We start from the raw sequence: 23,620 nt of genomic DNA, 5'->3' as shown, positions 1-23,620 counted from the left end.
CCCTTGTCCGAGTTACTTGGGCAAGGGTGCCCCTCACCTGGGTAAAGGTCACCTGAGCGGGTGGTGGAGTCAGGCCACCCGGAGGTCGGTGCCGGTGGCCGCGCGGACCTCGTCCTCGGAGACTCCGGGGGCGGTCTCCCGCAGCACCAGGGCGCCGCCCACCACGTCGATCACGGCCAGGTCGGTGATGACCCGGTTGACCACGCCCGCACCGGTCAGCGGCAGCGTGCACCGCTCCAGCAGCTTGGGGCCGCCGTCTCGGGTGGTGTGCTCCATCAGCACGATCACCCGGCGCGCGCCGTGGACCAGGTCCATGGCACCGCCCATGCCCTTGACCATCTTGCCCGGGACCATCCAGTTGGCCAGGTCGCCGTTGGCGCCGACCTGCATCCCGCCGAGCACGGCGGTGTCGATGTGCCCGCCGCGGATCATCCCGAACGACAGCGCCGAGTCGAAGAACGACGCCCCGGCCCGGACCGTCACCGTCTCCTTGCCCGCGTTGATCAGGTCCGGGTCGATCTCCTCCTCCAGCGGGTACGGCCCGGTGCCCAGGATGCCGTTCTCGCTGTGCAGGATGACGTCGACGCCCTCCGGCAGGTGCCCCGGGATCAGCGTCGGCAGCCCGATGCCCAGGTTGACGTACTCCCCGGCCCGCAGCTCCTGCGCGGCCCGCGCCGCCATGCCGGTCCGGGACCAGCCCGCGTTCTCGCTCATGCCCGACCCTCCTCAGCTGCGCGCACGGTGCGCTTCTCGATCACCTTGTCCTGCTCACCGGTGTGCACCACGCGCTGCACGAACACGCCGGGCAGGTGCACCTGCGCCGGATCGATCTCCCCGGGCTCCACCAGGCGCTCCACCTCGGCGATCGCGATCCGGCCCGCCATCGCGGCGAGCGGGTTGAAGTTCATCGCGGTCTTGTTGAACACCAGGTTGCCGTCGGTGTCGCCGATCTCGGCGTGCACCAGCGAGAAGTCGGCGTTGATCGCGCGCTCCATCAGGTAGCGGCGGCCGTCGAAGACGCGGACCTCCTTGGGCGGGGAGCTGACCTCCACCGAGCCGTCGGCGCGGTAGCGCCACGGGAGCCCGCCGTCCCCGATCGGGGTGCCCACCCCGGCCGGGGTGTAGAACGCCGGGATGCCGACGCCGCCCGCGCGCAGCCGCTCGGACAGCGTGCCCTGCGGGGCCAGCTCCACCTCCAGCTCACCGGAGAGGTACTGCCGCGCGAACTCCTTGTTCTCCCCGACGTAGGAGGCGGTGACCCGCCCGATGCGACCGGCGTCGAGCAGCACCCCGAGCCCGTGGCCGTCCACGCCGCAGTTGTTCGAGAAGACTTCCAAGCGGGACGCCGTACCGGCGGCGATCGCCGCGATGAGGCGGTCCGGGATGCCGCACACCCCGAACCCGCCGACCGCCAGCGACGCACCGTCTCCGATGTCCGCGACGGCTTCGGCCGGTGTCGCGACCACCTTGCTCAACGCGCTCCTCCTTCTGCAGGCACGATCCGGCCGGAGACCTGGCCGAACCCGATCCGCGTCCCGTCCGCACCCGGAGCGGTGGCCGAGATCACGACCTCGTCACCGTCCTGCAGGAAGGTGCGTTCGGAACCGCCGATCTCGATCGGTTCCTTACCGCCCCAGGTCAGTTCGATGAACGCACCGCGCTGGTCCTTCTCCGGCCCGGAGATCGTACCCGAGGCGTAAAGGTCACCCGTCCGAGTGGAAGCGCCGTTCACCGTCAGGTGCGCCAGCAGCTGCGCGGGCGACCAGTACATCTCCCGGTACGGGGGGTTCGCCACGCGCCGACCGTTCCAGTCCACCGCGAGGTCGATGTCCAGGCCCCACGGCTCGCCCTCCCGCAGGTAGGGCAGCGGGCGCGGGTCCTGCTCCGGGGTCGGCACCCGCGCGGCCTCCAGCGCGAGCAGCGGCACCACCCACGGGGAGACCGAGGTGGCGAAGCTCTTGCCGAGGAACGGGCCCAGCGGGACGTACTCCCAGGCCTGGATGTCGCGGGCGGACCAGTCGTTGACCAGCACCGCGCCGAAGACGCGGGTGGCGAACTCCTCGCAGGGCACGGGGCTGCCGAGCTCGGAACCGGTGCCGACGACGAAGCCCAGCTCGGCCTCGATGTCGAGCCGGCGGCACGGCCCGAAGGTGGGCGCCTCCTCGTCGGGCGCCTTGCGCTGCCCGTTCGGGCGCGCGATGTCGGTGCCGGAGACCACCACGGTCCCGGAGCGGCCGTGGTAGCCGACCGGCAGGTGCTTCCAGTTCGGCATCAGCGGCTCGGCGTTCGGGCGGAACAGCCTGCCGAGGTTGGTGGCGTGGTGCTCCGAGGCGTAGAAGTCGACGTAGTCGGCGACCTCGAACGGCAGGTGCAGCTCCACCTCGGCCACCGGGTGCACCGCGGCGTCCGGCACCTCGCCGGCGATCAGCGCGGTGATCCGCTCCCGCACCTGCACCCAGCGGGCGTGGCCCTGGGCCATGAACGGGTTCAGCGTCGGCCGCGCGAACACCTCCTCGTCCAGCGCGACGGCGAGGTCCAGCACCGAGTCGCCGACGCGGACCCCGACGCGCGGCGCGGTCCCCGGGGTCGAGAACACCCCGTAGGGCAGGTTGGCGGGACCGAAGGGCGAACCTTCGGGGATGTCGATGACGGTCACGGGTGGTCCCCTCCTCCGCCGCGAGCGGCGGCGGGCACCAGGCCCAGGTCCACCAGCTCGGTCAGCGGCTCGATGATGCTGCAGGTGCCGAAGGACAGGAACCGGGCGCGCACGGCCGCGACCCGGTGGGCGTCCAGGGCGGCCACCCGCCGGGCGATCGGCTCGCCGTCCCGCTCGGCCAGCACCGCGGCGATCTCCGCCGGATCGGCGCAGTCGGCGGCGGCGTCGGTGGCCAGCAGCAGGTTCAGGAAGCCGTGCTGCTCGAACCCGGTGCGCGGATCGGTGTTGCGCAGCGCGTGGTGCAGCCCGGCGGTGGCCTTGAACGGGATCCCGGCACCGACGGCGGCGTGCACGGCGGCGGCCAGCTCGGCCTCGTCCGGGTGCAGTTCGGCGGTGACCCCGCCGGTGCGGAACTTGGCCCGGTACCGCGTCCCGGCCAGGGCCCGGAGCAGGTCCGGGCGCCGGTCGTCCCGGGGGACCTCGACGAACACCGCGACCTCCGGGACCGGCGCGCACGCCCGGTCCAGCTCGGCCAGGAACGCGGCGGGGGCGGCCTCGTCCGGCACGGCGACCTCCAGGGCCGCCAACCGCACCGGCAGCCCGGCGAGGTCGGCGAACAGCCCCGCGAGCTGCGCCGGCCCTCCCGGGGCGGTCACCGCGAGGTCCAGCGCGTCGGTGATCAGCCCGCCGAGCTCGGGCACCGCCGGAGCGCCCACCACCAGCGGCCCGACCAGGTCGGCGTGCGCGGCGGCGCGGTGCGCGCGGTGCGCGGGCACCGCCTCGGCCAGCGGTGCCAGCCCCGGGGGGAACACCGCGGCGTCGTCGCAGAGCGCGCGGGCGAACGCGGGCAGCTCGCTCACCGGCGCCGCCCTCCCGCCCACGTCCAGGCGTACTCCGGGTCCTCGGCGGCGCGCCCGCCCTCGCCCAGTTCGAGCGGGCGGAAGGTGTCGACCATGACGGCCAGCTCGTCGAAGAACTCCACCCCGATGCTGCGCTCGTAGGCGCCGGGCTGCGGACCGTGCGAGTGGCCGCCCGGGTGCAGCGAGATCGAGCCCTGGCCGATGCCGGAGCCCTTGCGGGCCTCGTAGTCGCCACCGCAGTAGAACATGACCTCGTCGGAGTCGACGTTGGAGTGGTAGTAGGGCACCGGGATCGACAGCGGGTGGTAGTCCACCTTGCGCGGCACGAAGTTGCAGATCACGAAGTTCTCGCCCTCGAAGACCTGGTGCACCGGCGGCGGCTGGTGCACGCGCCCGGTGATCGGCTCGAAGTCGGCGACGTTGAAGGTGTAGGGGTACAGGCAGCCGTCCCAGCCGACCACGTCGAACGGGTGCTCCGGGACGACGAAGCGGGTGCCCACGATCCCGGTGCTGGCGCGGTGCTTGACCAGCACCTCGACGTCGGTGCCCGTGGCCAGCAGCGGTTCGGTCGGCCCGTGCAGGTCGCGCTCGCAGTACGGCGCGTGCTCCAGGAGCTGCCCGAACCGGGACAGGTAGCGGCGCGGTGGGGTGATGTGCGAGTTCGCCTCGATGCAGTAGGCCCGCACCGGCTCCTCGCCCGCGGGCACCCAGCGGTGCGTGGTGGCCCGGGGGAGGACCACGTAGTCACCGGCGCGGAAGGGCAGCGCGCCGAACACCGTCTCCACGGTGCCGGAGCCGGATTCCACGTAGACGCACTCGTCGCCGATCCCGTTGCGGTACAGCGGGGACGCCGCCCCGGCGACGACGTAGGAGATCCGCACGTCGGCGTTGCCCAGGACCAGGCGCCGCCCGGTGACGACGTCGCGCTCGGCGACCCCGTCGGCGCCGGTCAGCTCGTGCAGCCGGAGGTGCCGGGGGCGCAGCGGGTGGTTCGGCTCGGTGGTCAGGTCGGGCAGCTCCCACTCGGTCGAGTCGACCAGCGCGGACGGGAACGCGCGGTGGTAGAGCAGCGAGGAGTCGCTGGAGAATCCCTCCTCCCCCATCAGCTCCTCGTAGTAGAGCCCGCCGTCGGGCCCGCGGTGCTGGGTGTGCCGTTTCGGCGGCACCTCACCGATCTGCCGGTAGTACGCCATGACCTCGCCTCCTCGCTGAGACCTGGGGCCGGATCGCCCGCGGCGCGGGTAGTTAATGTATTTACCAACTCGGCGGGACCGCAAGACCCGCCCGGGTGCTCGGTTCCCGGCACCGCGGCGGGCGGGCGCTCAGTTGCGGCCGCGGACGTCGAACTGGTCCCGGTTGGTGATCAGCTTGTCCAGCAGCATCACGAGGATGCGCTGCTCGGTCTCGGTGAGCACGCTGGTCCACTCGTGCTCGCGGTCGTTGTGCGCCTGGAAGACCTCGACGATCTCCTGGTGCCCCGCCTCGGTCAGCGACAGCAGCACCGACCGGCCGTCGCGCTCCCCGGGGGCGCGGGCCAGCAGCCCGTCCCCGACCAGGCCCTTGGCCAGGTTGGACACCGCCGCGCGGCTCATCCCGGTGAGTTCGGCGGCCTTCTTCGGCTCCAGCGGACCGGCCAGCCAGGTCACGAACATCAGCCGGAAGCCCGACCAGGACCGGCCACGGGGCCGGTGCACCGCCGCCTCCAGGTCGTAGGTGACGATGTTGGACGCCCGGTTCAGGGTCAGCAGGACCTCGGTCGCCAACTGGTGGCGGAAGCCGTACTCGGCGGCCAGCCGGCGGTTGGCGCGCTCGACGAACGACCAGAAGTCCAGCTCGGACATGCGCACTCCCACCGTCGCGGCGAACTAATCAATACCTGAACTATCTCATGGAACCCGCGCGCCGCACCCGCGACCGGCCGGGATCGCACTGACCGCTGGATCGCACCGGCCGTTCGCGGCGGCGGACCATTGCCAAGACCGGGACAGCCTTCCTATACTTCCCGTTAATTGAGCGCTCAGCTCACTATTTGAACTCACCTCCGATGCGGCTCCGGCTCCCGGAGGGGCCAGTAAGGACATTCAATGGTGAATTCCACGTCCGGGGGTGTATCCGCTCCTGCCGAGGACCAGGCCGGACCGCGCCCCGACAAGGCCAACGCCAAGGTGATCCGCGGCGCCATCCTGGGCACCGTCGTCGAGTACTACGACTTCGGGATCTACGGCTACATGGCCACCCTGATCAGCACGCACTTCTTCGTCGCCGAGGATCCCACGGCCGCGTTGCTGGGCACCTTCGCGGCGTTCGCGGTGGCCTTCTTCCTCCGGGTGCCCGGCGGCATCTTCTTCGGCCACATCGGCGACAAGTACGGCCGCAAGAAGGCGCTGACCTGGACCATCCTGCTGATGGCCGCGGCCACCGCGCTGATGGGACTGCTGCCCACCTACGCCACCCTCGGCGTCTGGGCGACCGCGCTGCTGACCCTGGCGCGGTGCCTGCAGGGCTTCGCCGCGGGCGGGGAGCTCGGCGGGGCGAACTCGTTCGTCTCCGAGCACGCGCCCCGGCGGTGGCGGGCGTTCCAGACCTCGATGGTCAACTCCGGCACCTACCTCGGCTCGCTGTTCGCCTCCCTGATGGCGCTGGGCGTGACCTCGCTGTTCACCGCCGAGCAGGTCACCGCGTGGGCGTGGCGGCTGCCGTTCCTGCTCAGCGTCGTGATCGGACTGATCGGCCTGTGGATCCGCAGCTCGCTGTCGGAGACCGAGCAGTTCGAGGAGCTCAAGGACGACGACGAGGTCGCCGAGGTCCCGCTGTTCGAGCTGGTGCGCACCGCCTGGCAGCAGATCGTGCGGATCGTCCTGCTGGGCGCGGTGATCACCGGGGGCTACTACATCGCCTCGGTCTACTCGGCCACGTACCTGCAGACCGCGGGCGGGCGCTCGCCGCAGTTCGCCTTCACCGCCACCTGCGTCGCGATGGTCGTCGGCGTGATCACGCTGCCCGTCGCCGGGTACCTGGGCGACCGGTTCGGCCGCCGCCCGGTGCTGATCGGCGGCTCGGTGGCCGCGGCGGTGCTCGGCGTGCCGATGTTCATGCTCATGGCCGACGGCCCCGCCGCGCTCGCCCTGTTCGCCCCGGCCGTGCTGCTGATCTGCATCTCGGTGGTCAACGGCGTGTCCTTCGCCGCCTACGCGGAAATGCTGCGGGCCCGGTTCCGCTACAGCGGCATCGCGCTGGGCAACAACATCACCAACATGCTGCTCGGGGGCACCGCCCCGTTCATCGCGACGCTGCTGGTCAGCACGAGCGGGAACCACCTGGCGCCGTCGTGGTTCTTCGTCGCGTGCGCGCTGATCAGCCTCGGCGCCGCCATCACCGTCACCGAGACCAAGGGGAAGGAGCTGGCGCGATGAGCCGCTTCGACGGCCGCACCGTGGTGGTGACCGGAGCGGGCGGCGGGATGGGCCGCGCCGAAGCGCTCGCGCTGGCCGCCGAAGGCGCCTCGGTCCTGGTCACCGACATCGACCTCGCCGCGGCCGAGTCGACCGCCGCCGAAGGCGGGGACCGCTGCCGGGCCCACCACCTCGACGTCACCGACCCGGACGGGTGGCAGGAGCTGGCCACCGCGCTCGACGGCCCGCTGCACGGGCTGGTGAACAACGCCGGGATCAGCTTCCGCGCCGGCATCGCCGAGACGTCCGTGGCCGACTGGCACCGGGTGCTGGAGGTGAACCTCTCCAGCGTCTTCTACGGCATGAAGTTCCTGTCCCCCGCGCTGGCGCCGGGCGCCTCGGTGGTCAACGTGTCGTCGATCGCCGGGATGCTCGGCTACTTCTCGGCGACCTACGGCACGACCAAGTGGGCGGTGCGCGGACTGTCCAAAGTGGGCTCGCTGGAGCTCGCCGACCGCGGCGTGCGGGTGAACTCGGTGCACCCGGGGCTGGTGGACACCCCGCTGCTGCACTCCGGCGACCCCCGGTTCGTCGAGGAGAGCCTGCGGTCGGTCCCGGCCGGGCGGCTCGCCACCCCGGAGGAGGTGGCCCGCGCGGTGGCGTTCCTGCTCTCCGACGACGCCTCCTACGTCAACGGCACCGAGCTGGTGGTCGACGGCGGGCTGGTCTCCGGCGGGACCTACCACCGCATCACCGGCGCCCTGGCGGACCGATGAGCACCGCGTTGCCCGAAGTCCTCGACCTGCTCGGCCGCCAGTCCCACGCCATCGACGGCGGGGACGGGCCGGGGTGGGCCGCGACGTTCACCGCGGACGGCGTGTTCCGCTCCCCCACCTACCCGGAGCCGGTGCGCGGGCGGGCCGCGCTCACCCGGTTCGCCGCCGCGTTCGCGCCGGCCAACCCCCGCACCCGCCACGTCGTCACCGGCACCTGCGTCGATCCCGGCGGCGCGGACGCACTGGTGGCCCGCTCGACCTTGCTCGTCGTGCGCACCGAATCCGACGGCGCGGTGCGGATCCTGCGGGTCGCGACGCTGCGGGACCGCCTCGTCCGCGTCGACGGGCGGTGGCTGATCGCCGAACGCGCGGTCTCCGTCGACTGATCCCCGCGGGCGCCGCCCGGCGCCCGCAGCACACCAGGAGAGATTCCCATGACTGAGTCCAGCAGCAACCCGACGCGGGCCAACGCCGCACCGCTGACCGCGAGCTACCCCGAGCTCGTGGGCAAGGTGGTCGTGGTGACCGGTGCCGCGCGCGGCATGGGCGCGGTGTTCGTCGAGGAGCTGGCCCGGCGCGGCGTGCACGCGGTGGGCGGCGACATCGACGGCGACGGCATGGCCGCGCTGGCCGACAAGATCAACAGCGGTGCCGCCGAAGGCGCGGGCCGCGTGCTGGCCCGCCGCACCGACGTCACCGACCCCGACGACCACGACGCGCTGCTGGCGGCCGGGCTGGAGGAGTTCGGCCGCGTCGACCACTGGGTGAACAACGCGGGCGTGTTCCCGCAGGCCGGGTTCACCGACATCCCGCCGGACCAGGTCACCGCCACCTACCAGGTCAACGTCAACGGTGTCGTCTACGGCGGGCAGACCGCGGCCCGCCACCTGCGGCGGCACGGGGGCGGCGCGATCGTGAACATGGCCTCGGTGGCCGGGGTCCGGGTCCGGGTGACCCGCGCGGCCTACAACTCCTCCAAGGCCGCCGTCCGGCACCTGACCAGCTGCATGGCCGTCGAGCTGGGGCCCGACGACATCCGGGTCAACGCGATCGCGCCCGGCTTCGTCGACACCGAGATGACCCGCTGGGTGCGGGAGGACCCGGCCGCCCTGGACCGGGCGCTGAGCACGGTCCCGCTGCGCCGGGTGGGCGCGCCCGTCGAGGTCTTCGGGGCGTTGCAGTTCCTGCTCTCCGACAGCGCCCGCTACATCACCGGTGCCGTGCTGCCCGTCGACGGGGGCTCCCAGCATGTCTGAGGAGCACGACTACGACCTGGTGGTGATCGGTGCGGGCGGCGCCGGGCTGGCCGCCGCGGTGTCGGCCGCCGAAGGCGGCCTCCGGGTGCTGGTGCTGGAATCCGAGGACGAGATCGGCGGTTCGACGCAGCTCTCCGCGGGGATGCTCACCGCCTCGGCCACCGGCGTGCAGCGCGAGCTCGGCGTGGCCGACTCGCCGGCGCGGATGTTCCAGCACTACATGGACCTCAACCAGTGGCGGGTGCTGCCCGGGCCGACCCGCGCGTTCTGCGAACGCTCCGGACCGGTGGTCGACTGGCTGCTCGACCTGGGCGTCGAGATCCCCGCGCGGTTCTCGGGCGACGCGCACACCCCGGGCCTGACCCGCGCGGGCGTGGAGGACGTGTGGCGCGGGCACGTGCCCGTAGACCAGGGCTACGGGCTCGTGCTGGCGCTGGACCGGGCCCGGCGGCGCCTCGGCGTGGACCTCGCGCTGGGCAGCCGGGCCACCGACCTGCTGCTCGGCCCGGACGGGGTGCGCGGCGTGGTGGTCGACGACGCCTCGGTCACCGCGGAGTCGGTGGTGGTGGCCAGCGGCGGGCTGGCCCGCGACCCGGACCTGGTGCGCGAGCACCTCCCCGACGCCGCGATCGCCGGCGAGCACCTGTTCGTGGTGGCCGCGCCGGGCAGCCGGGGCGACCACGTCCGCCTGGCCGAGCGGCACGACCTCGCGCTGTTCGGCTCCGGCTGGGGGCTGCTGCTGGTCACCGCCGAGTTCCAGCGCTTCCACCACTGGCGCAGCGGCTTCCCGCCGCCGTCCCGGCTCCACGTCGATTCCCGGGGCAACCGGTGCATGGACGAGGACGCGCCGTACGCGGTGAGCCCCGGCATCCTGGCCGACCACGGCGGCTGGGTGTGGGCGGTCTTCGACGAGGCCGCGCGCACCGCGCTGCCGCCCGGCTACGCGGACTGGACCGCCGAACGGGTGCTGGCCGAGGTCGAGTCGGGCGTGGTGCGCCGGGCCGGCACCCTCGACGAGCTGGCCGCGCTGATCGACGTCCCGGCGCGGAACCTGACCGCGAGCGTCGAGCGGTTCAACGCGCTGATGACGGCGGGCGTGGACGAGGACTTCCTGCGCCACGAATCGCTGGCCGCCAAAGGGGCCGACCCGCACCTCGCCCCGGTGGCGACCGGCCCGTTCCACGCCGTGCGCATGGTGCCGGGCGAGCTGGTGTGCACCCACACCGGCCTGCGCATCGACGACCGGGCGCGGGTGCTGGACACCGCCGGACGCGCGGTGCCGGGCCTGTACGCGGCCGGGGAGGCGGCGGGCGGCGTGCTCGGCGAGCGCTACGTCGGTGGCGGCAACTCGGTGGCGCACGCCCTCGTGCTGGGCCGGACCGCGGGCTCCGAGGCCGCGCGGCGGCACAGCTCCCAGGAGCACAGGCACTAGGAGCACAGGCCCCAGGAGCACAGGCGCTAGCTGACCGGTGCTATCCGGCGGCGAACAACTGCGCGCTGAGCCGCCGCGCGGCCTCGACCAGCTCGGGGGTCACCTTCTCGACCGCGTCCGGGTCGACCAGGGAGACCCCCAGGCTGGCCTCCGCGCGGCCCGGCGGTGCGGGCACCGGCACCGACACCCCGATCACCCCGGGCACCACCTGGCCGGTGGAGACCGCGTAGCCCTGCGCGCGGGCCTCCACGACCTCGGCGGGATCGTCCTCGCGCGCCGGGCGACCGGCCAGGATCGCCAGCCCGCCGGACCCCCGGCGCAGCGGGTGCCGCTGCCCGGTGCGGAAGGCGATGTGCGCCGCGGTCAGCCTCGGTTCCACGACGAGCACCGCCTGCACCTCGGCGTCGCTGATCGGCACCATCAGGTGCGCGGTGGCCAGCACCGCGTCGGCGAGCTCGGTGAGCACCGGACGGGCCAGCGCCCGCAGGTCGCCGTCCACCGCCGCGGCGAGCTCGACCAGGCCGTGCGCCAGGTGGAACCGCTTGTCCTCGGTGCGGCGCACCAGGTCGTGCGCCGCCAGCGTCTCCAGCATCCGGTGCAGCGCGTTGCGGTTGAACCCCAGCGACCGGGCCATCTCGGTCAGCGTCGCGCCGTCGGGCTCTCCGGCGAGGTGCCAGAGGACCCGGATGCCGCGGTCGAGGGTCTGGGCCCCCGCCACCGGGGACCCGCCGGGTTCCTTCGCGTTCATGGTCGTCCTGGGGTGCTGGGCGCGTCGTCGGCGCCGATTCTACGTCGCTGCGCGGCGCGCGGACCCGGCCGCCCGGCGCTCCCGCCGCGGTGTCCACAGCAGACGGACAGCGGAGTCCGCAGTGGACCGGCGAGGGGTCGCGCGGCCGGGGGCGGTACCGTGCCCGCGACGGACACCGGGGAGGCGGTCATGGCACAACCACGGCACCGGCTCATCGCCGACGCGCTGCGCGAGGACATCCGCACCGGGCGGCGCGCGGTCGGCGAGGCGCTGCCCTCGGAGTCGGCGCTGTGCCGCCGGTGGGGCGTCAGCCGGGGACCGGTCCGGCAGGCCCTGGCCGCGCTGAAGGCCGAAGGGCTGATCACCGCCGCCCAGGGGCGCCCGCCGGTGGTGCGCAGCCCGGAGCCCAGCCAGAGCCTGCGGAGCTTCACCCCGTTCTCCCGGTGGGCGCGCGACTGCGGCCGGGAACCCGGCAGCCGGACGCTGGAGGTGGCGCGCAGGCGGGCGCCCGGACCGGTCGCCGAGGCGCTCGGGCTCGGTCCGGACGACTTCGTCGTGGTGGTGCTGCGGGCCCGCTACCTCGACGGCGAGCCGGTGCTGGTCGAGCGCAGCGCGTTCACCGAGGACGTCGGCGGGCACCTGCTGTCCTTCGACCCGGACAGCGGGTCGATCACCGAGCACCTCACCGCGCGCGGCGCCGACTTCGCCGCCATCACCCACGTGCTCGACGCGGTGCTCGCCGACGAGGTGGACGCCGAGGCGCTGGGGATCGAGCGCGGGGCCCCGCTGCTGCGCCAGCGCCGGACCAGCCGCACCGCCGCGGGGGTGCCCTTCGAGCACTCCGACGACCGCTACCGGCCGGAACGGGTCACCTTCACGATCACCAACGCGCTCGGCGGGGAGGACCCGAGGACGATCACCGGGTGAACATGTCGTGACAAGACAGAACTTGTATGGACAAGACGGGGCCGACCAGGACAGGATCGTCCCGTGCATCCACCCCGCCACGACGTCGTGATCGCGGGCGCGGGCATCGTCGGCCTCGCGCACGCCTACCACGCCCACCGCCGCGGCCTGTCGGTCGCCGTCCTCGACCGCAGCGCCGCCACCACCGGCTCCTCGGTGCAGAACTTCGGGCACTGCTGCGTGACCGCCCAGTCCGGCCGCGCCCTGGAGTTCGCCCGGGCCGGACGGCCGCACTGGCTGGAACTGGCCCGGCGGGCCGGTTTCTGGCACCGCGAGCAGGGCACCCTCGCCGTCGCCCGCGCCGAGGACGAGTGGCAGGTGCTGCGCGAGTTCGCCGAACTGCGGGAGGCCGACGAGATCCGGCTGCTCGACCCCGACGAGGTCACCGCCCGCGCCCCGATCGCCGATCCGGCCCTGCGCGGCGGCGCGCTGCTGCCCTGGTGCTTCCAGGTCGACCCGCGCAGCGCCGCCCCGGCCATCGCCGCCTGGCTGGCCGAGCAGGGCGTCGCCTTCCACCGGGACACCGCGGTGCTCGGCGTGGAACCCGGTTCGGTGCGCACCACGCGCGGCACCTTCACCGCCGACCACGTCGTCGTCGCGCTCAACCACGACGTCGGCGACCTGTTCCCGGAGATCGCCGACGCCTACCGGGTGCAGCGGTGCCGGCTGCACATGCTGCGCGCCGATCTCGGGGCCGCGCTGCCGCTGCCGGTGTTCACCGGCTGGTCGATGGTGCGCTACTCCGGTTTCCGGGACTGCCCGAGCACCACCGCGCTGCGCGACCGGTTGCACGCCGAGCACCCCGAGCTCGCCGGGTTCGACCTCAACCAGATGTACACCGGGCTGCCCGACGGCAGCACCATCGTCGGCGACACCCACGCCCGCGACCGCGCGGCGCCGCCGTTCCAGGACGAGCGCGGCTTCGAGGTGCTGCTCGCCGAGACCGAGCGGCTGTTCGGCCGCGCACCGCGGGTGCGGGAGCGGTGGCAGGGCGTCTACGCCAGCGCGCCCGAGCACGAGTTCATGGTGGAGCGACCGCTGCCGGGCGTGCGGGTCGTCACCGTCACCACCGGGATCGGGATGACCACCAGCATGGGGCTGGCCGAGTCGGTCCTGGACCAGATCGCGTCCGAGCAGGAGGAGACAGCATGAGCGCCGAGTCCGTCGAACTGGTCGTGTTCGACATGGCCGGGACCACCGTCGCCGACGACGGCCTGGTGGAGCGCGCCTTCCGCGCCGCGGCCGACCGCACCGGGCTGATCGGCCCGGACGGCCCCGAGCCGCTGCTGGAGCACGTGCGCGCCACGATGGGCCAGTCGAAGATCACCGTGTTCCGGCACCTCACCGGCGGTGACGAGCAGCGGGCGCAGGAGGCCAACGAGGCCTTCGAGACCGCCTACGCCGAGCTGGTGTCCGAGGGGTGGTGCACCCCGCTGCCGGGCGCCGAGCGGACCTTCGCCGCGCTGCGCGCCGCCGACGTGCGGATCGCGCTGACCACCGGTTTCGCCCAGGCCACCCAGGAGGCGATCCTCGACGCGCTGGGCTGGCGGGAGACCGCCGACGTCGCGCTGTGCCCGGCCACCGCGGGCCGCGGCCGGCCGCACCCGGACCTGCCGCTGACCGCGCTGCTGCGCACCGGGGCGAGCTCGGTGCGGGCGATGGTCGTCGTCGGCGACACCACCTCGGACGTGCTCAGCGGGCTCCGCGCCGGGGCGGGCGCGGTCTACGGGGTGCGCACCGGGGCGCACGGCGAAGCCGAGCTGCGCGCCGCGGGCGCCACCGACGTCCTCGCCGGGATCGGCGACCTCCCGGCCGCCCTGGGCCTGCCGAGCTGATCGGGGTGCTCGCGCGCCCGGCGGGGAATCCGCCGGGCGCGCAGTGCTGTCGGCCGGGCCGGAGACCGCGCAATCGGCCACCGCGCTGACCGCAGGCTCTCGGCGCCGGACGAGAGCTGACCGGCCGTGGGCGGTGACGGCTGCGAGCGGTGATCGGACGGATCTCCGCCGAAACGGGACGCAGACTTGGACAGATTGTCCACGTTTCTTGTCGTTGGATCTGGACAGGTGTCTAGTTTCTTTGGCATGCTCGCCGCATCCCGCGGCGGTGGCCGCGCGCACGAGCATCGATGTCCCGCGACGACAGGAAGAACCGCATGAGAGTGGACGACGCCATCGCGGTCGTGACCGGAGCCGCCTCCGGCATGGGCCTGGCCACGGCGAAGGCGCTGACCGACGCCGGGGCGACCGTCTACGGCATCGACCTCCGGCGCGACGCGCTGGACGGCGAGTTCAGCGCCCTGCCGCGCGCCCGCGGCTTCGCCGTGGACGTGTCCGACTCGGCCGGGATCGAGGAGGTCTTCGCCCAGGTCGGGGCCGACCACGGCAAGCTGGACATCCTGGTCAACGCCGCGGGCGTGTCCACCCCGGGCGCGCCGCAGCAGGCCTGGGTCGACGGCATCAACGACCGGATGGTCACCGCCGCCAAGACCGGCGAGACCTTCCACCCCGAGTTCCTGGGCGGCATCACCGACGCCGACTTCGACCGCGTCGTCGCCATCAACCTCAACGGCACCTTCTACGCCATCCGCGCCGCCGTCGCGCTGCTCAAGAACGCCGGTGGCGGTTGCATCGTCAACTTCGCCTCGGTCGCCGGGCTCATCGGCCTGCCCATGCCCGCCTACTACCCGGCGTCCAAAGCCGCCATCGTCGGGTTGACCAAGTCCGCGGCCGCCGAACTGGCGCCGTTCGACATCCGCGTCAACGCCTTGGCGCCCGCCGGTGTCGACACCGCCATGTTCACCGCGTCCGGCGCGGACCACGTCGAGGCGCTGCTGGCGCTGCAACCCCTCAAGCGCGTCGCCGACCCCGGCGAAGTCGGCCGCACCGTCCTGTTCCTGGCCTCCGACGCCGGACGGCACTTCACCGGCCAGACGCTGTCGCCCTCCGGCGGCGCCCTGATGGTGTGAGGCTCCGATGCCGCCGAATCCCTCCGCACGAACCGCCATGACCGAAGGCCACGAGCACCAGGTGAGCATCACCGACGTCCCCGGGCTGGAACGCCGGTTCCTCGACGTGCTCGACGAAACCCTCCGCGACGACATCGCCCGCGGCGACTACCACGGCGCCAACATCGTCGTCGCCCGCCACGGCCGGATCGCGCTGCGCGGCAGCTACGGCCACGCCGAGGCGGCCACCGGACGCCCCACCGCACCCACCGACGTCTACCGCATCCTGTCGATGTCCAAGGGCTTCACCAACGCCCTGGTGCTGCGCGCGCTCAGCGAGGGCAAGCTGATGCTGTCCACGCGGGTGGTCGACCTCATCCCGGAATTCCTCGGTGCCGAACCGTTCCGCGCCGCCCGCAAGGACCGGATCAACGTCGCCCACCTGCTCACCCACCGCGCCGGGATGCCCGCCACCCCCAACCCCGGACTGGGCCCGGACCGCTTCGCCGTGCTCGCCGACGTCATCGACGCGCTCGGCTCCGTCGACGTCGTCCACGAACCCGGCACCAACCTGAACTACTCCGCGGCCATCAACCACGCGCTGCTGGGCGAGATGGCCCGCCGCGCCTACGGCGCCGAGTCGTTCCGGCAGCTCGTGCACGACAAGGTCTTCGCCCCGATCGGCATGCGGCACACCCGGTTCGGCCTGCCCGCCGAGTGGCGGGACCGCGCCGTGCCGCTGAAGGTCCTCACCGGCGGCGGCTCCTGGCTCGAACCCGACGACATCGAATGCCTCGACGAGGTCATCGCCCGCACCGACGCCGAAATGCCCTGGGTCGGCGCGGTGTCCACCGTCGACGACGTCTTCGCCTTCACCGAGATGCTGCGCAACCGGGGCCGCACCGCCGCCGGCGAGCAGCTCATCGGCGAACCGGTGCTGGACTTCGCCACCACGAACCAGACCGGCGACGAGATCAACGACCTCTACGGCATGGTCGCCGAAGCGCGCAGGTGGGACCCGCCGCCGGGCACCATGGGCCTGGGCATGGCCCTGGCCGGAACCGGCACGCACGCCCGGTTCTTCGGCCCGTTCGTCTCCCCGCGCACCTTCGGCTCCTACGGCGCGGGTTCCTCCCTGCTGTGGGTCGACCCCGCCTCCGGAGTGTCGTTCTGCTTCCTGTCCTCCGGCGTGATGGACGAGGGCGACAACGTCGCCCGCTTCCAGAAGTTGTCCTCGATCACCGCCGCGGCGGTCCGCGACCAGTGAGGTGACCCCGATGACCAGCACGCACCCCGGCCGCTGCCCGGTCGCCCACGGGTTCGACGTCTTCGCCGACGCCTACTACCGCGACCCCGCCCTGCACCTGGCCGCCGCCCGCGACGACACCCCGGTGTTCTGGTACGAGCGGCTGCACGGCTGGGTCGTGACCCGGCGGGAGGACGCGCTGCGCGTCCTCGGCGACTGGCAGGCGTTCTCCTCGGCGGCCAACACCGCGGCGGAAGTCCCGGACGAGCACCGCGCGGTGTTCCCGCCCGAACTCGTGTCCCACATGATCGTGGGCCAGGACCCACCGGAGCACACCGAGACCCGCCGGGTCGCCCAGCGCGGGTTCCTCAAGGGCCGCATGGACCGGCTCCAGCCCGAGATCGAGGCCCGCGCCCACCGCATCGTCGACCGGTTCGAGGACAACGGCTCCGGCAACATCGTCGAGGACTACTGCCTGGAGCTGACCACCCAGACCATCATGGCGCTGCTCGACCTCGACCGGGCCCGGGAACCCATGCTGCGCCAGGTGCGCGACGACCTGTTCGTCGTGCTCTCCAGCGCGCACGAGGACATCACCGAGGACGACCGGCTGGCGATCTGGGACCGGTTCGTGGCCGCCAACCTCGAACTGCGGGAGATCATCGAGTCCCGGCGCGGTTCCGAGGCCGACGACCTCATCTCGGTGCTGGCCTCGGCCCGCGACGCCGACGGGACCTGGTCCCTGGACACCGCGCGCATCGGCCTGCACATCGCCGAGTTCGCCGCCGCCGGCACCGACACCACGGCGCAGGCGATGGCCAACGCCATCCTGTTCCTGTCCCGCGACACCGACACCCTGCGGGACGCGCTGGCCGAGCCCGAGCTGTGGTCGCGGGTGTTCGAGGAAACCGTGCGCCGCCGACCGTCGTCGACGTTCACCTCGCGCCGCGCCACCGCCGACGTCGAGATCGGCGGGGTGACCATTCCCGCCGGCGACATGATCCACGTGGCGTTGAGCAGCGCGAACACCGACCCCGCGCACCGCGAGCGGCCGTTCGAGTTCGACATCCACCGTCCCGACCCCACCGACCACCTCGCGTTCTCCACCGGGCGGCACACCTGCCTGGGCAACCCGCTGGCCCGGGTGCAGGGGCCCACCGGGCTGCGGGTGCTGTTCGAGCGGCTGCCGTCGCTGCGCCCCGACGAACCCGTCGAGCTCGACTTCCGGCGGACCGCCCTGGTCCCGATCCGCCGGAACCTGCGGGTCAGCTGGGACACCGCCGACGTGCGGCGTTCCCGCGCGCGCACCGCGCGCACCCTCGACCTCGACGTCCTCGCGCGCGAGCAGGTGGCCGACGGCGTGGTCGCGCTGACCCTCGGCCACCCCGACGGCGGGGACCTGCCCCGCTGGAAGCCCGGCGCGCACCTCGACCTGCACCTGCCCGGCGCGGACGGACCGCTGGTGCGGCAGTACTCGCTGTCCTCCGACCCCGAGGACCGCACCACATACCGGATCGGGGTGCTGCGCGAGCCGGACGGCCGCGGCGGGTCGGCGGCCGCGCACCACCTGGTCCCCGGCTCGACGGTCACGACGTCCTGGCCGCGCAACAACTTCCGGCTGGCCCCGGCCGACCGGTACGTGTTCGTCGCCGGTGGCATCGGCATCACCCCGATCCTGCCGATGATCGCCGAAGCCGAGCGCGCCGGAGCGCGGTGGGAACTCGTCTACGGCGGGCGCAGCCGCTCCTCCATGGCCTTCCTCGACGAGTTGGCCGCGCACGGCGACAAGGTCACCCTGGTCCCGCAGGACGAAGCCGGCCGCATCGACGTGCCCGGCCTGCTCGGCACCGCCCGCCGCGGCACCCTGGTCTACGCCTGCGGCCCCGAACCGCTGCTGCGGGCCGTCGAGCGGACCACGGCCGGGTGGCCGAAGGGCTCCCTGCGGCTGGAGCGGTTCGCCCCGAAACCGGTGGAACGCGCCGAACCGGACACCCCGTTCCAGGTGGAGTGCGCCGCGTCCGGCACCGTCGTCGACGTCGGCGCCGACGAAACCCTGCTCGACGCCGCGGCGAACGCCGGTCTTCCGGTGCTCTCGTCGTGCCAGGAGGGCACCTGCGGCACCTGCGAGACCCGCGTCCTGGCCGGCCGCGCCGACCACCGCGATTCGATCCTGTCCGCCGCCGAGCACGAGGCCGGGGACACCATGATGATCTGCGTGTCCCGCGCCGCCCGCGGATGTCCCCGGCTCGTCCTCGACCTGTGAGCCCCGCGTCGGGTGAACTCGGCGTCGGGGAGCTCCCCGACGGTCCCCGGCGCGGTCAGCGGCCGTACAGCCGCGCCCACTGCACGGCCAGCGCGGCCAGGATCCGCTCCTCCTGCTCGACGCGCCCGCGCACGTACAACAAGTGGAAGGTGTGTTCGAGGCTCATCATCAGGACCAGCAGGTGCGCCTCCCGGTCCAGCCGCTCCCCCTCGGAGGCGCAGTCCCGGTAGAGGACGACCTGCTCCCGGCACAGCCTGCGCAGCAGCCCCAGCCAGTCCTCCAGGACGTCCGGTTCGGCGCTCGTCGCCTGGGTGAGCGCCTCGAACTCGGCCCCGTACCGGCGCCACATCCCCCGGGCGCGGTCGATCCAGCCCCGCATCGCCTCCGGCCCGTGGTCCGGCAGCGCGTCCAGCGCGGCGTACAGCTCGACCACCTCCGGTTCCAGCTCCCGCATCCGGCTCAGCACGAGCTGCGGTTTGCTGTTGAAGTACAGGTAGAGGTTGGCCCTGCTGCCGCCCGCGGCCTGGGCGATCTGGGTCATCGACGTCTGCGCGTAGCCCTTCTCCCGGAACAGCCGCAACGCCACGTCCACGAAGCGCCGCCGGGTGGCGGCGCTGCGCGCGGTGCGATCGCTCATCGGGCGGCCCTCGCGGTGGCTCGGCGACGTGGTGCGGCCGCCATCTTGCCGCACCCGCCCGCCCCCGCCCGCATCCGGCCACCGCGGCGGGCGGTTCAGGCGGCGTCGCGGCGGCGGGCGAGCAGGGCCAGGACCACCGCCGCCACCACGCACAGCGCCATCGCGAACATCTGCGTGGCGGGGACCAGCGGGACCAGCACGAACACCCCGACCGCGCCGCAGCCACCGGCGATCAGCGCGGTCCGGGGCCGGTCGGCGGCGAGCACCGACTGGATCAGCACCGGGCCGAAGATCGCCGGCACCACGTAGCCGAACACCTCCTGCACCTGCGGCGGGATGACCGACACCACCCAGGTGCCGAGCAGGCCGACCAGGACCAGCAGCGAGGCCAGGTGCACCGCCGCCGCACCGATGATCGCGGTGACCGCCGCGATCTCGGCCTTCCGGGTACCCTGGGCCGCGCCGACCGCCTGCTGCGCGGCCAGCGCCGAGGGCAGCAGCTTGTTCGCGATGTTGCCGATCATGAACGCCTGGTAGGTCGCCGCCGACCCGAGCATCGGGTAGTAGGACACCGGCTCGGCGACCCACAGCACGCCGTAGACCAGCGCCACCGCCAGCCACGCCTGTCCGACCAGGTCCAGTCCCGGCCAGTGGTCGAGGCCGAACATCAGGTACGCGGGCCCGGCCAGCGAGAGCGCCAGCCCGACGAGCATGGTCAGGCGCCCCCACCGCGAGGTGGTGCGTTCGAAATCGTCGACCATCGGGTGCCTCCTCCGTTCACAGCGCGACGGCGGCGGCGCCCAGCGCCACGGCCATCGCCACGCCCAGCGACCACTCCTTGAGCCACCGCTGCCGCCAGCGCGCCGCGGCGACCTGCAACAGCACCATGGTCAGGGCGCCGACGACGAAGGTGATCAGGTGGACGCCGGACTTCAGCGTCTCGGCCAGGCCGAGGTAGCTGAACGCGGCGGTCATCGCCGCGCTCGGCACGATCGTCATCACGACCGGGTTCAGCGCGCGGATGCGGTGGTCGGCCCGGCGCAGCAGCGGGGTGAGCACCAGCGTGCTGACCATCCAGGCCGCCCCGCCGATGCTCATGGTGAACAGCACCAGCGCGAACGCCCGGTCGTCGTACCCGGCGCCGCCGAGCTCGATCCCGGCCGCGTCGGCGGCGGTCTGCGCCGCGGCGGTCTCGAAGGCGGCCGAACCGATCAACCCGATCCGGGTGAGCACCGCCGGAGTGCCGAACACCGCGAGCAGGCCGACCGCGACGAACACCACCGCCAGCGACGGGCCGATGGCGGTCACCGCGCCGGTGCGCAAGGCCCGGACCAGCTCCGCCCTGCTCATGCCTGCCTCGGGTGCCGCGCGCACCGCCGCGCGCCAGTAGAGCACCGACTGCACGACGATGACGACGAACACCCCGATCGCGGCGGTCCACAGGACCGGCGACTGGGCGACGGGCGGCAGGTCCACCTCGACCTCCGGGAGCGCGGGGGCATCGGACCCGGCGAAGGCTGCCGGTCCCGGCGCGCAGGGGGCCCACGTCGCACGGAATTCGCACTAGGGTCACCCGGATGCATGATTCTTGCCCGGTCGACGAGACCGACCTGAGCCTGGTCCACGCGTTGCAGATCCGGCCCCGGATCGCCTGGGCCCGGCTGGCCCGGGTGCTGGAGGTGGACGCCTCGACGCTGACCCGGCGCTGGGCCCGGCTGGAGCGCGACGGGCTGGCGTGGTTCAGCACCTACCCGGTGGCCGGTCCCGGCTGGACCGGGCACGACTGGCACGCCGGGGCGTTCGTCGAGGTCGAGTGCCTGGCCGGGGCCCGCGATGCGGTGATGGCGCGGTTGGCCCGGCGACGCGCGGTGTGGAACATCGACGCCACCTCCGGGCGGCGCGAGCTGATGCTGACCGTGCTCGCGCCCAGCATCCTCGCCCTCGACGAGGAGGTGGCCGCCGACATCGCCACGCTGCCCGGGGTGCGGGCCACCCGCACCCACTTCTTCCGCCGGATCATCCGCGAAGCCGCGTCCTGGCGGCTGGATTCGCTGTCCCCCGCGCAGCAGCGGGCGCTGGGCCCCGGCGACGCCCGCACCCGGCAGCCGCTCGGCACCCGCGACCTGGAGCTGCTGCGGCTGCTCGGACCGGACGCCCGGCTGCCCGCGACGGCGGTCGCCGCCCGCCTCGGGTGCTCGGTGAGCACGGCGAGCCGGGCGATCCGCCGGCTGCTGGCCAACGAGCACGTCTCGGTCCGCTGCGAGGTCGCGCACCACGCCGCGGGCTGGCAGGTGGCCGCGACGCTGTGGCTGGACGTGGCGCAGCGCGAGCTCACCTCGGTGGCCACCGCGATCTCCCGGCTGCCGGAGATCCGGCTGTGCGTCACCGTCGGCAGCGCGGCGAACCTGGTGGTGCAGGTCTGGCTGCACCGGATGGAGGACCTCGACGGCTTCGAGGAGCACCTGGCCGCCGGGTTCCCCGGCACCCGGGTGATCGACCGCTGGATCACCCCGCGCTTCGGCAAGCGGCTCGGCCACGTGCTGCGCCCCGACGGCCGCCGCACCGGGTTCGTCCCGTTCGTGGCACCCGCCGACGGGTAGTCCCGCACCGGCAGCACCCCGGTCCGGGAGCGGAGGGCCCGCTAGGGGGTCACGCCTTGGCGGTCCGGCCGCCGTCCACCGGGATGACCGCGCCGGTGGTGAAGCTCGAACCCGGGCCCGCCAGGTGCAGGGCGGTGCCGACGATCTCCTCGGGCCGCCCGGCGCGCCCCAGCGGGTACTCGCCGAACCGGCGGTGCGTCGCCTCCGGGGCCCAGTGCTTGCTCACGTCGGTGAGGAACGGTCCCGCCAGGATCGCGTTGACCCGCACGCGGGGGCCGAACGCCTGGGCGAAGCCCTTGGTCAGCGCGTTGAGCCCGGCCTTCGCCGCGGCGTAGGGCAGCTCGTGCGGGGTCGGCCGCTCGGCGGCGACGCTGCCGATGTTGATCACCGATCCGCCCTCGGCCGCGGCCATCCGGGTGCCGACCAGAGCGGTGAGCCGGAACGGCCCCTTGAGGTTGACCCCGATCACCTTGTCGAAGAGTTCCTCGGTGACCCCGTCGAGGTTGTCGTAGCGCGGTGCCATCCCGGCGTTGTTGACCAGCACGTCGATCCGGCCGAAGTGCTGCTCCACCTGCTCGACGAGCCGTTCCTGGGCCGCCCAGTCGGCCATGTGGCAGGCCACCGGCAGCGCCTCCCGACCGGTGCGCTCGCGGACCTGCGCGGCCAGCGCGGCGCACGCCTCGTACTTGCGGCTCACCACGACCACGTGCGCCCCGGCCGCGGCGAAGGCCAGCACCATCTCCCGCCCCAGGCCGCGGCTACCGCCGGTCACCAGGGCCACCTTGTCCCGCAGACCGGCCTCCGGCACCGTCGCCATCGCACCTCCCTCCGCCGGGGTCGCCGCATCCGAAGGTAGACCGGCGGGACCCGGCGAACAAGGCCGGATCCCGGTGGTCGTCCACTGTGGCCGGACGGGTCAGCCGGGGTGCGTCTCGCCGCCCACCGGGGCCAGCACCTCACCGGTGTAGTAGCTGGAGAGCCGCTCGGTGGCGAAGAAGACGTAGGACGGCGCGATCTCGTCGGGATGGCCCATCCGCCCCATCGGGGTCCCCTCGCCGAAGCCCTCGACCTTGCCCTCCCCGAAGGTCGACGGGATCAGCGGTGTCCACACCGGACCGGGGGCCACGCAGTTGACCCGGATCCGCCGCGGGGTCAGCGATTGGGCCAGCGACTGGGTGAGGCTGTGCACCGACGCCTTGCTGGCCGAGTAGTCGATCAGGCCCTTGTTGCCGCGCAGGGCGTTCACCGAGCCGGTGTTGATGATCGCCGCGCCGTCCGGCAGGTGCCGCAACGCCGCCTGGCACAGCCAGAACAGCGCGTAGACGTTGATCCGGAAGGTGCGGTCGAGCTGCTCGGTGCTGATCTCGGACAGGTCGTCCACCGGCATCTGGGTGCCCGCGTGGTTGACCAGCACGTCGAGCCCGCCGAGCCGGTCGGCGGCCTCGTCGACCACCCGCAGGCAGTGCTGCTCGTCGGCGAGGTCGCCGCGGAACAGGTGGCACTGCCGCCCCTCCTGCCGCACCAGCGTGGCGGTGTGCTCGGCGTCGTGGTCCTCGGACTCGTCGAGGTAGGCGATGGCGACGTCGGCGCCCTCCTTGGCGAAGGCCACCGCCACGGCGCGGCCGATGCCCGAATCGCCGCCGGTGACCAGGGCCTTGCGCCCCGCCAAGTGGCCCGCCCCGGTGTAGTCGCGCATCTCGTCGCGCGGTTTCGGATCCATCGGGCCGGTGGTGCCGGGCGGGGCCTGCTGCTGCGCCGGCGCGGTGCGGGGCAGGTCGGTCATCGCGGTCGTCCTTCCGGTCGGCTGCGCGGTGCGCCCCCGGCTTACCCAGCAGCGCCCGCCG

At 73.4% G+C, this 23,620-nt stretch carries 24 protein-coding genes; 12 read left to right on the top strand and 12 right to left on the bottom strand.

The genetic code is table 11. The annotated features are described in order from the left end of the window. Positions 1-69: 69 nt before the first annotated feature. The 6 genes from ABD976_RS20340 to ABD976_RS20315 all read right to left on the bottom strand — a co-directional run bounded on the left by ABD976_RS20340 (position 70) and on the right by ABD976_RS20315 (position 5,357). Positions 70-714 (bottom strand): CoA transferase subunit B, encoded by a 645-nt coding sequence (locus ABD976_RS20340; protein WP_345365559.1) that lies wholly within the window; start codon positions 712-714, stop codon positions 70-72. Beyond that, positions 711-1,475, bottom strand: a complete 765-nt coding sequence (locus ABD976_RS20335) for a CoA transferase subunit A (RefSeq protein ID WP_345365557.1) — start codon at positions 1,473-1,475, stop codon at positions 711-713. Before ABD976_RS20335 ends, ABD976_RS20340 begins: the two co-directional genes overlap by 4 nt. After that, complete coding sequence (gene fahA / locus ABD976_RS20330; RefSeq protein ID WP_345365555.1) at positions 1,472-2,656, bottom strand: fumarylacetoacetase; 1,185 nt, start codon at positions 2,654-2,656, stop codon at positions 1,472-1,474. Before fahA ends, ABD976_RS20335 begins: the two co-directional genes overlap by 4 nt. Beyond that, positions 2,653-3,516, bottom strand: coding sequence for a hypothetical protein (locus tag ABD976_RS20325; protein ID WP_345365553.1), 864 nt, complete (start codon positions 3,514-3,516; stop codon positions 2,653-2,655). Before ABD976_RS20325 ends, fahA begins: the two co-directional genes overlap by 4 nt. Then, the gene (locus ABD976_RS20320) at positions 3,513-4,709 is read right to left on the bottom strand and encodes a homogentisate 1,2-dioxygenase (RefSeq protein ID WP_345365551.1); all 1,197 of its coding nucleotides are present in this window, start codon (positions 4,707-4,709) and stop codon (positions 3,513-3,515) included. The genes ABD976_RS20325 and ABD976_RS20320 overlap by 4 nt, the downstream gene beginning before the upstream one ends. A 129-nt stretch (positions 4,710-4,838) precedes the next feature. After that, on the bottom strand, positions 4,839-5,357 hold the full coding sequence (locus ABD976_RS20315; protein ID WP_345365549.1) for a MarR family winged helix-turn-helix transcriptional regulator: 519 nt from the start codon (positions 5,355-5,357) through the stop codon (positions 4,839-4,841). Between the two features lie 243 nt (positions 5,358-5,600). On the opposite strand from ABD976_RS20315, the gene ABD976_RS20310 reads away from it, so the two are divergent. Genes ABD976_RS20310 through ABD976_RS20290 form a run of 5 tightly spaced genes read left to right on the top strand, consistent with a single transcriptional unit; the run spans position 5,601 to position 10,372 of the window. Next, positions 5,601-6,929: an MFS transporter gene (locus ABD976_RS20310; RefSeq protein WP_345365547.1), complete on the top strand. Its 1,329-nt coding sequence runs from the start codon at positions 5,601-5,603 to the stop codon at positions 6,927-6,929. Next, on the top strand, positions 6,926-7,684 hold the full coding sequence (locus tag ABD976_RS20305) for an SDR family NAD(P)-dependent oxidoreductase (protein WP_345365545.1): 759 nt from the start codon (positions 6,926-6,928) through the stop codon (positions 7,682-7,684). The genes ABD976_RS20310 and ABD976_RS20305 overlap by 4 nt, the downstream gene beginning before the upstream one ends. Continuing rightward, positions 7,681-8,070, top strand: coding sequence for a nuclear transport factor 2 family protein (locus ABD976_RS20300; RefSeq protein ID WP_345365543.1), 390 nt, complete (start codon positions 7,681-7,683; stop codon positions 8,068-8,070). The genes ABD976_RS20305 and ABD976_RS20300 overlap by 4 nt, the downstream gene beginning before the upstream one ends. Before the next feature lie 48 nt (positions 8,071-8,118). After that, complete coding sequence (locus ABD976_RS20295; protein WP_345365541.1) at positions 8,119-8,940, top strand: SDR family NAD(P)-dependent oxidoreductase; 822 nt, start codon at positions 8,119-8,121, stop codon at positions 8,938-8,940. Then, positions 8,933-10,372 (top strand): FAD-dependent oxidoreductase, encoded by a 1,440-nt coding sequence (locus tag ABD976_RS20290; protein ID WP_345365539.1) that lies wholly within the window; start codon positions 8,933-8,935, stop codon positions 10,370-10,372. Before ABD976_RS20295 ends, ABD976_RS20290 begins: the two co-directional genes overlap by 8 nt. Before the next feature lie 40 nt (positions 10,373-10,412). Here ABD976_RS20290 and ABD976_RS20285 read toward each other — a convergent pair whose 3' ends face one another. Continuing rightward, on the bottom strand, positions 10,413-11,120 hold the full coding sequence (locus ABD976_RS20285) for an IclR family transcriptional regulator (protein ID WP_345365537.1): 708 nt from the start codon (positions 11,118-11,120) through the stop codon (positions 10,413-10,415). 189 nt (positions 11,121-11,309) lie between these two features. Here ABD976_RS20285 and ABD976_RS20280 point away from each other — a divergent pair, with 189 nt between their 5' ends. The 6 genes from ABD976_RS20280 (at position 11,310) to ABD976_RS20255 (ending at position 18,539) form a co-directional block, all read left to right on the top strand. Then, positions 11,310-12,047 (top strand): GntR family transcriptional regulator, encoded by a 738-nt coding sequence (locus ABD976_RS20280; RefSeq protein WP_345365535.1) that lies wholly within the window; start codon positions 11,310-11,312, stop codon positions 12,045-12,047. Between the two features lie 63 nt (positions 12,048-12,110). Continuing rightward, the gene (locus ABD976_RS20275; protein WP_345365533.1) at positions 12,111-13,238 is read left to right on the top strand and encodes a TIGR03364 family FAD-dependent oxidoreductase; all 1,128 of its coding nucleotides are present in this window, start codon (positions 12,111-12,113) and stop codon (positions 13,236-13,238) included. Then, positions 13,235-13,921 carry a phosphonatase-like hydrolase gene (locus tag ABD976_RS20270; RefSeq protein WP_345365531.1) on the top strand — a complete coding sequence of 229 codons (687 nt, stop codon included), beginning with the start codon at positions 13,235-13,237 and terminating at the stop codon, positions 13,919-13,921. Before ABD976_RS20275 ends, ABD976_RS20270 begins: the two co-directional genes overlap by 4 nt. A gap of 317 nt (positions 13,922-14,238) precedes the next feature. Continuing rightward, positions 14,239-15,051, top strand: a complete 813-nt coding sequence (locus tag ABD976_RS20265) for an SDR family NAD(P)-dependent oxidoreductase (protein WP_345365529.1) — start codon at positions 14,239-14,241, stop codon at positions 15,049-15,051. A 37-nt stretch (positions 15,052-15,088) separates the two neighbouring features. Next, on the top strand, positions 15,089-16,297 hold the full coding sequence (locus ABD976_RS20260; protein WP_345365527.1) for a serine hydrolase domain-containing protein: 1,209 nt from the start codon (positions 15,089-15,091) through the stop codon (positions 16,295-16,297). Between the two features lie 10 nt (positions 16,298-16,307). After that, the gene (locus ABD976_RS20255; RefSeq protein ID WP_345365525.1) at positions 16,308-18,539 is read left to right on the top strand and encodes a cytochrome P450; all 2,232 of its coding nucleotides are present in this window, start codon (positions 16,308-16,310) and stop codon (positions 18,537-18,539) included. A gap of 55 nt (positions 18,540-18,594) precedes the next feature. Here the strand turns inward: ABD976_RS20255 and ABD976_RS20250 are convergent, their stop codons facing one another. The 3 genes from ABD976_RS20250 to ABD976_RS20240 form a co-directional block, all read right to left on the bottom strand. Further along, entirely contained in the window at positions 18,595-19,176 is a 582-nt protein-coding gene (locus ABD976_RS20250) for a TetR/AcrR family transcriptional regulator (RefSeq protein WP_345365522.1), read from the bottom strand. Between the two features lie 95 nt (positions 19,177-19,271). Then, positions 19,272-19,937, bottom strand: coding sequence for a hypothetical protein (locus ABD976_RS20245; RefSeq protein WP_345365520.1), 666 nt, complete (start codon positions 19,935-19,937; stop codon positions 19,272-19,274). 16 nt (positions 19,938-19,953) lie between these two features. Continuing rightward, on the bottom strand, positions 19,954-20,652 hold the full coding sequence (locus ABD976_RS20240; protein WP_345365518.1) for a DUF5058 family protein: 699 nt from the start codon (positions 20,650-20,652) through the stop codon (positions 19,954-19,956). A 101-nt stretch (positions 20,653-20,753) separates the two neighbouring features. Between ABD976_RS20240 and ABD976_RS20235 the strand changes: the two genes are divergently transcribed. Continuing rightward, positions 20,754-21,776 carry an Lrp/AsnC family transcriptional regulator gene (locus ABD976_RS20235; RefSeq protein ID WP_345365516.1) on the top strand — a complete coding sequence of 341 codons (1,023 nt, stop codon included), beginning with the start codon at positions 20,754-20,756 and terminating at the stop codon, positions 21,774-21,776. A 49-nt stretch (positions 21,777-21,825) separates the two neighbouring features. On the opposite strand, the gene ABD976_RS20230 is transcribed toward ABD976_RS20235, so the two are convergent. Together ABD976_RS20230 and ABD976_RS20225 are read right to left on the bottom strand one after the other, a co-directional pair. Next, entirely contained in the window at positions 21,826-22,593 is a 768-nt protein-coding gene (locus tag ABD976_RS20230) for an SDR family NAD(P)-dependent oxidoreductase (RefSeq protein ID WP_345365514.1), read from the bottom strand. Positions 22,594-22,692: 99 nt separating this feature from the next. Further along, entirely contained in the window at positions 22,693-23,559 is an 867-nt protein-coding gene (locus ABD976_RS20225; protein ID WP_345365512.1) for an SDR family oxidoreductase, read from the bottom strand. Between the last annotated feature and the right edge of the window lie 61 nt (positions 23,560-23,620).

It is taken from the genome of Saccharopolyspora cebuensis (assembly GCF_039542665.1).
Taxonomy (GTDB): domain Bacteria; phylum Actinomycetota; class Actinomycetes; order Mycobacteriales; family Pseudonocardiaceae; genus Saccharopolyspora; species Saccharopolyspora cebuensis.
This window is presented reverse-complemented; position numbering and strand designations above follow the sequence as displayed.

Excerpts from the sequence above, each read along its gene's own strand:
- ABD976_RS20285 (WP_345365537.1), bottom strand. The coding sequence starts at position 11,120 with ATGAACGCGAAGGAACCCGGCGGGTCCCCGGTGGCGGGGGCCCAGACC.
- ABD976_RS20295 (WP_345365541.1), top strand. The coding sequence starts at position 8,119 with ATGACTGAGTCCAGCAGCAACCCGACGCGGGCCAACGCCGCACCGCTG.
- ABD976_RS20250 (WP_345365522.1), bottom strand. The coding sequence starts at position 19,176 with ATGAGCGATCGCACCGCGCGCAGCGCCGCCACCCGGCGGCGCTTCGTG.
- ABD976_RS20305 (WP_345365545.1), top strand. The coding sequence starts at position 6,926 with ATGAGCCGCTTCGACGGCCGCACCGTGGTGGTGACCGGAGCGGGCGGC.
- ABD976_RS20265 (WP_345365529.1), top strand. The coding sequence starts at position 14,239 with ATGAGAGTGGACGACGCCATCGCGGTCGTGACCGGAGCCGCCTCCGGC.
- ABD976_RS20340 (WP_345365559.1), bottom strand. The coding sequence starts at position 714 with ATGAGCGAGAACGCGGGCTGGTCCCGGACCGGCATGGCGGCGCGGGCC.
- ABD976_RS20255 (WP_345365525.1), top strand. The coding sequence starts at position 16,308 with ATGACCAGCACGCACCCCGGCCGCTGCCCGGTCGCCCACGGGTTCGAC.
- ABD976_RS20320 (WP_345365551.1), bottom strand. The coding sequence starts at position 4,709 with ATGGCGTACTACCGGCAGATCGGTGAGGTGCCGCCGAAACGGCACACC.
- ABD976_RS20290 (WP_345365539.1), top strand. The coding sequence starts at position 8,933 with ATGTCTGAGGAGCACGACTACGACCTGGTGGTGATCGGTGCGGGCGGC.
- ABD976_RS20300 (WP_345365543.1), top strand. The coding sequence starts at position 7,681 with ATGAGCACCGCGTTGCCCGAAGTCCTCGACCTGCTCGGCCGCCAGTCC.
- ABD976_RS20315 (WP_345365549.1), bottom strand. The coding sequence starts at position 5,357 with ATGTCCGAGCTGGACTTCTGGTCGTTCGTCGAGCGCGCCAACCGCCGG.
- ABD976_RS20245 (WP_345365520.1), bottom strand. The coding sequence starts at position 19,937 with ATGGTCGACGATTTCGAACGCACCACCTCGCGGTGGGGGCGCCTGACC.
- ABD976_RS20260 (WP_345365527.1), top strand. The coding sequence starts at position 15,089 with ATGACCGAAGGCCACGAGCACCAGGTGAGCATCACCGACGTCCCCGGG.
- ABD976_RS20230 (WP_345365514.1), bottom strand. The coding sequence starts at position 22,593 with ATGGCGACGGTGCCGGAGGCCGGTCTGCGGGACAAGGTGGCCCTGGTG.
- ABD976_RS20270 (WP_345365531.1), top strand. The coding sequence starts at position 13,235 with ATGAGCGCCGAGTCCGTCGAACTGGTCGTGTTCGACATGGCCGGGACC.
- ABD976_RS20225 (WP_345365512.1), bottom strand. The coding sequence starts at position 23,559 with ATGACCGACCTGCCCCGCACCGCGCCGGCGCAGCAGCAGGCCCCGCCC.
- ABD976_RS20235 (WP_345365516.1), top strand. The coding sequence starts at position 20,754 with ATGCATGATTCTTGCCCGGTCGACGAGACCGACCTGAGCCTGGTCCAC.
- ABD976_RS20310 (WP_345365547.1), top strand. The coding sequence starts at position 5,601 with ATGGTGAATTCCACGTCCGGGGGTGTATCCGCTCCTGCCGAGGACCAG.
- ABD976_RS20280 (WP_345365535.1), top strand. The coding sequence starts at position 11,310 with ATGGCACAACCACGGCACCGGCTCATCGCCGACGCGCTGCGCGAGGAC.